5 protein-coding genes are annotated in these 3,339 nt (G+C 44.1%); 4 read left to right on the top strand and 1 reads right to left on the bottom strand.

What is annotated here, in order from left to right; translation table 11 throughout:
• The 4 genes from IQ242_RS20205 to IQ242_RS20190 form a co-directional block, all read left to right on the top strand.
• The coding region (locus IQ242_RS20205; RefSeq protein WP_193961182.1) for a cation diffusion facilitator family transporter at window positions 1–512 on the top strand (512 nt) is incomplete at its 5' end.
• Between the two features lie 46 nt (window positions 513–558).
• Window positions 559–1,635, top strand: a complete 1,077-nt coding sequence (gene rfbB / locus IQ242_RS20200; RefSeq protein ID WP_193961183.1) for a dTDP-glucose 4,6-dehydratase — start codon at window positions 559–561, stop codon at window positions 1,633–1,635.
• 435 nt (window positions 1,636–2,070) lie between these two features.
• Window positions 2,071–2,319 (top strand): 30S ribosomal protein S16, encoded by a 249-nt coding sequence (rpsP, locus tag IQ242_RS20195; protein WP_002780060.1) that lies wholly within the window; start codon window positions 2,071–2,073, stop codon window positions 2,317–2,319.
• Window positions 2,312–2,677, top strand: coding sequence for a KH domain-containing protein (locus IQ242_RS20190; protein ID WP_045356911.1), 366 nt, complete (start codon window positions 2,312–2,314; stop codon window positions 2,675–2,677). The genes rpsP and IQ242_RS20190 overlap by 8 nt, the downstream gene beginning before the upstream one ends.
• Window positions 2,678–2,686: 9 nt before the next feature.
• On the opposite strand, the gene IQ242_RS20185 is transcribed toward IQ242_RS20190, so the two are convergent.
• The coding region (locus IQ242_RS20185; protein ID WP_193961181.1) for a GTPase at window positions 2,687–3,339 on the bottom strand (653 nt) is incomplete at its 5' end.

Genomic DNA, 3,339 nt, shown 5'->3' with positions numbered 1-3,339 from the left:
GATCGGTGGGGCAGCGTGTCGGTAGTGTGATTTTGATTGCCGATGCTCGTCATACCATGAGTGATGTGTGGGTGACAATTACAGTTTTATTGGGGTTAGTTGGGGTTTGGGTGGGCAATACGGCTAATATTCCCCAATTACAATGGTTAGATGTGATTTTGTCCTTTCCTGTCGCTTTTTTGGTGTTTAGCAGTGGTTGGAAAGTCCTCAAGGAGAATTTACCTTTGTTAGTGGATGAAATGGCGATCGCTCCTGAAGTGATTCATCAAATTGTCCTGGAGGTGCCGGGGGTGCTTAATTGTCATGCGATCGCGTCTCGGGGAGTGGTGGGAAGACAGGTATTTATAGAAATGCACCTAGTTGTCTCCGCTCAAGATGTGGAAACTGCTCACGCAATCACGGAAGCGGTGGAAGCAAGATTAAGCCAACAATTTAGCCCTGTGAGAATTTTAATTCACGTTGAACCGCCGGATTATCACTCTGATCGGATCACTTTTGATGAAGAAGTGTGAAGCAAAAAAGCCTAAAATAAGTAGCGAACTTTTGCTAGAGGTGGCCATGGCGACAGAGAATCAAGCTAGAAGCATAGTAATTACTGGTGGAGCAGGATTTATCGGCTCGAATTTTGTTCATCATTGGTGCGAGAATTATCCTGAGGATCGTGTAATTGTTCTTGATGCTCTTACCTATGCGGGCAATTTGAATAATTTAGGGACACTGAAAGATAGAAAGAATTTCCGTTTTCTGCAAGGGGATATCTGCGATCAAGCTTTAGTTGATCAATTATTTGCCGGTGAAAATATAGATACAGTTGCCCATTTTGCCGCGGAATCCCATGTGGATCGATCGATTCTTGGACCTGGGGCTTTTGTGCAGACTAATGTGGTGGGAACTTTTACTCTATTAGAAAGTTTTCGGCAACATTGGTTAAGTAATCATCAACCCGATCACTATCGTTTTCTGCACGTTTCCACCGATGAGGTTTATGGCAGTTTAGGAGTAGATGATCCGGCTTTTACCGAAACTACTCCCTATGCTCCTAATAGTCCCTATTCTGCCTCAAAAGCGGGGAGTGATCATCTAGCAAGAGCTTATTTTCATACCTACGGAATGCCGACAATTATTACTAATTGCTCTAATAATTATGGTTCCTATCATTTTCCCGAAAAGTTAATTCCTTTGATGTGTATTAATATTCTTTTGGGGAAACCTTTACCCGTTTATGGTGATGGTCAAAATGTGCGAGATTGGTTATATGTTCGGGATCATTGTCAAGCTTTAGATACAGTTATTCACAAAGGAAAAGCGGGAGAAACCTATAATATTGGCGGAAATAATGAGGTAAAAAATATCGATTTAGTCAGGATGTTATGTGAGTTAATGGATGAATTAGCTCCCGATTTACCCGTGAAACCCGCTCAGAATTTAATTACTTTTGTCAAGGATCGCCCCGGACACGATCGCCGGTATGCTATTGATGCCACTAAAATTCGCACTGAATTAGGTTGGCAACCTCAAGAAACGGTAGAGGGGGGATTAAGAAGAACCATTCAATGGTATCTCGATCATCGGGATTGGTGGCAACCTTTGTTATCCAAAGAATATCAAGAGTATTATGGGAAAGTTTACGGTTAGAGAAGGGTAAAAACTAGACCTCTTGTAAAAATCAAAAATTGTTGTTAGGGTTAGGAGTCAGTAGCCGGTCGTTTCAGGCTTTGTTATCCTCTTTTTTTTGTACCAGTTTGTGTACTAAAAGAAGGATAATGCAAGGTTTTTGAAGGTCTTAATCCTATTTTCGCAGCATGAACATCGGATTTTAGCAGGTCAAAAGCCTTATTTTAAAAGGGTTTTACCATTATTCAGCCAACCCTAATTATGCAAGAGGTTTAATTTAATCTTAATTTCGGGTGTGTTAGCCAAAACTAACACACTTCAACTTTGTACCTCACCATTAAGATATCGGCGTTATTTTCAATAATAGCCAATGGCTGCCGACCGTTCCCTCGATCGCCACTTGTGGAAATACCGTCCGGATGAGTTAGAATCGGAAAGAAGAATTTTTGAGTAACCATGATCAAATTACGTCTAAAACGCTTTGGTAAAAAACGCGAAGCCAGTTATCGTATCGTTGCGGCCGTTAGCACCAGTCGTCGCGATGGTCGTCCCCTAGAGGAATTAGGATTTTACAATCCCCGCACCGATGAAGTGCGTCTGGATGAAGAAGGAATCATCCGACGCTTACAACAAGGAGCGCAACCGACAGACACCGTGCGCGGCATTCTCACCAAACAGAAAATTTTCGAGAAAATCAATGCCTAGTACCCCCAATTATCTCGAACTGGTGAAATTTATTATCGAGCCGTTTTTGGAAGATCCGGCCAGTCTGAGATTGGATATCGAGCGCTGTAAGGAAAATGAACGTCTTTGGGTGCGTGTAGCCTTCGATGATGCCGATAAAGGCAAAGTTTACGGCCGGGGAGGACGCAATTTACAGGCGATTAGAACTACCCTAGAAATGGCGGCCGCGAGTGCGGGTCGTTCTCTTTATCTAGAAGTCTATGCGGCCGAAAATGAAGGCGAACAGCGCCGCACCCGTCGTTCTAATGGTAACTTTGAAGGTACGGAAAGAAGACCGAGCAATCGCCGACCACCCGCACCCCGGCAGCTCAACAACTAACGAGCGATTTTAGGAAAACAGGGAAGGGGTTTCATCCTCGACCCTCTCCAGTTGCTCTAATTGCTGCCAAACTTTGGCGAGTAAAGTGGTTAATCCGGCTCCTGTTACGGCGGAAATAGTCAAAATCTCGGCATTGGTTATTTTAGCAAACTGCTTTTGATAGTTATCTATCGTTTCCTCGTCCACAGCATCAATTTTGTTGAAAACCAGTATTTGCGATCGCTTTTCTAAGCCTCGACCATAGGCGGCTAATTCCCCTTGGATAATTTGATAATCGGCGATCGGGTCTTCTGCTGTCAAGGAGACAAGATGAATTAACAGGCGTGTGCGTTCGATATGGCGCAAAAATTCGTGTCCTAGGCCGATTCCTCGGTGCGCTCCCTCGATTAATCCAGGAATATCGGCGAATACCGTCCCGTCTCCTGTGGGTTTGCGTACCACTCCCAAGTTAGGGATAAGAGTCGTAAAGGGATAATCGGCGATTTTGGGACGAGCAGAGGAAACGGCGGAGATTAGGGTGGATTTTCCCGCATTGGGCAGCCCGATCAGTCCCACTTCTGCTAATAACTTCAATTCTAGGCGTAAATGGCGTTTTTCTCCGTCTAAACCGGGTAAAGCGTATTCGGGTGCGCGGTTATTATTGCTTAAAAAGCTGTATCTTA

It is taken from the genome of Microcystis sp. LEGE 08355 (genome assembly GCF_015207185.1).
In the GTDB taxonomy this organism is placed as follows: domain Bacteria; phylum Cyanobacteriota; class Cyanobacteriia; order Cyanobacteriales; family Microcystaceae; genus Microcystis; species Microcystis panniformis.
Note: the sequence above shows the minus strand (reverse complement) of the source record. Positions and strands in the feature narration are given on the sequence as shown.

What these genes read in the sequence shown, in the direction of transcription:
- rfbB (WP_193961183.1), top strand. Translation starts at nt 559, where the DNA reads ATGGCGACAGAGAATCAAGCTAGAAGCATAGTAATTACTGGTGGAGCA.
- rpsP (WP_002780060.1), top strand. Translation starts at nt 2,071, where the DNA reads ATGATCAAATTACGTCTAAAACGCTTTGGTAAAAAACGCGAAGCCAGT.
- IQ242_RS20190 (WP_045356911.1), top strand. Translation starts at nt 2,312, where the DNA reads ATGCCTAGTACCCCCAATTATCTCGAACTGGTGAAATTTATTATCGAG.